The sequence below is a fragment of the Rhodococcus sp. NPDC057014 genome, from assembly GCF_042673295.1.
Taxonomy (GTDB): domain Bacteria; phylum Actinomycetota; class Actinomycetes; order Mycobacteriales; family Mycobacteriaceae; genus Rhodococcus_F.
Map to the genome: position 1 here is coordinate 1 of NZ_JBHUSF010000642.1, position 1,315 is coordinate 1,315.

General features: G+C 67.1%; 1 protein-coding gene. It reads right to left on the minus strand.

Features of this window, described 5'->3' with window-relative positions; translation table 11 throughout:
* Positions 1 to 115: 115 nt before the first annotated feature.
* Complete coding sequence (locus ACFTZB_RS45700) at positions 116 to 1,216, minus strand: ATP-binding protein (RefSeq protein WP_378442622.1); 1,101 nt, start codon at positions 1,214 to 1,216, stop codon at positions 116 to 118.
* Positions 1,217 to 1,315 lie beyond the last annotated feature (99 nt).

Sequence of the window (1,315 nt, forward strand, 5' to 3'; positions counted from 1 at the left end):
GCCACCGGCTGCGCCGCGAACAACGCCCGAATGAAGTACGGCATCTGTTCGGCAGAGACCAACCGGGCCAACCGAAACGCGCGCAACTCGTCCGGTTCGAGTACCCGCACCGCGCTCACGCCGCCTCCCCGACCAGACCCGCAGCCACCAACATCGGGGAGAACCGTTTCGCCGCAGCCGGAACCACAGCCTTGGCGGGCCGGGCCTTCGCCAACGTCCGCGCCGCCGCGCCCGCCACATCAGGGGCACCCGCTTCCGCCGCCGCGATCAGCGGCCCCCACGCGCTGCGCCACGCCTCGACAGTGCCCCGCCCCGCAGCCCACGCCGTCACACCCGACAGAACGGCCCACACCAGGTCCGGACGAGACTGCCAGTCGAACGCCGTTTCCGGATTCTCGATCACCGCCACCGGGTCGGGCAGATCGGCATTCCTGCGCCACTCCAGGAACTCGCCACCGGTCCCCTCACCGATCAGCCCGAACACCGCCGCATTGATCGCCGCGTTGTCGTCGTTACGCAGATGCGGCAACACCGCCGCCAACATCGCCCACGTGCGCCGCGATGCCCACGCTCCCCCGGTCTGCGCCGCCGACGACGGGAACGCGTCCAACGCTTCCGGGTTGCGCTGGACATATCCGGTGATCGAACTACGCACCAGCGCCACGCGCTGTTCGTCCGTCGCCACCGCACGCGAGGCGGGCGGCGAGGCCCACCCCGTCGCCATACCGTCCAACCACTCGTCCACAGACGGAGTGAACTCCACATGGCAGAACCGATTCGCCAAGGGCGCTTCCAGTTCGTACCCACCGGCAGCACAATCGGGAGGATTCGCACCCGCAATCACCCGCGTTCCCTTCGGCAATTGCAGATCGCCGACCTTCAGGTCCAACGCGACCGCGAGCATCGCCGCCTGCACCGCAGGAGGACTCGTCGTCAACTCGTCCAGAAACAGATAGCCACCACCCTCGGCGTGAATGCGCCTCGCCCAGTCCGGAGCCTCCAACGTCACCCCGTGCTCCCGCACCACCGGCAGGCCAGCGAAGTCGGCCGGTTCACGCAACGACCCGAGGACCGTCTCGCACAGCACCCCGTCCGACGCCGCCAACCCCCGCACCAGACTCGACTTACCCATACCCGGACCCGAGATCAACAACGACGGAACACCGGCCCGCCCATTCGCATCCAACACCGTCACAGCAGTCGCCAAATCAGCCACAGAAAATCCTCCAGAGTCGAGCGAGTTGGTCAGTCCCGCTACCGAATTAGACTCCTCGATTATACGGTCTGACCTGCGCAAATAGGGGTTCTGTGCTCG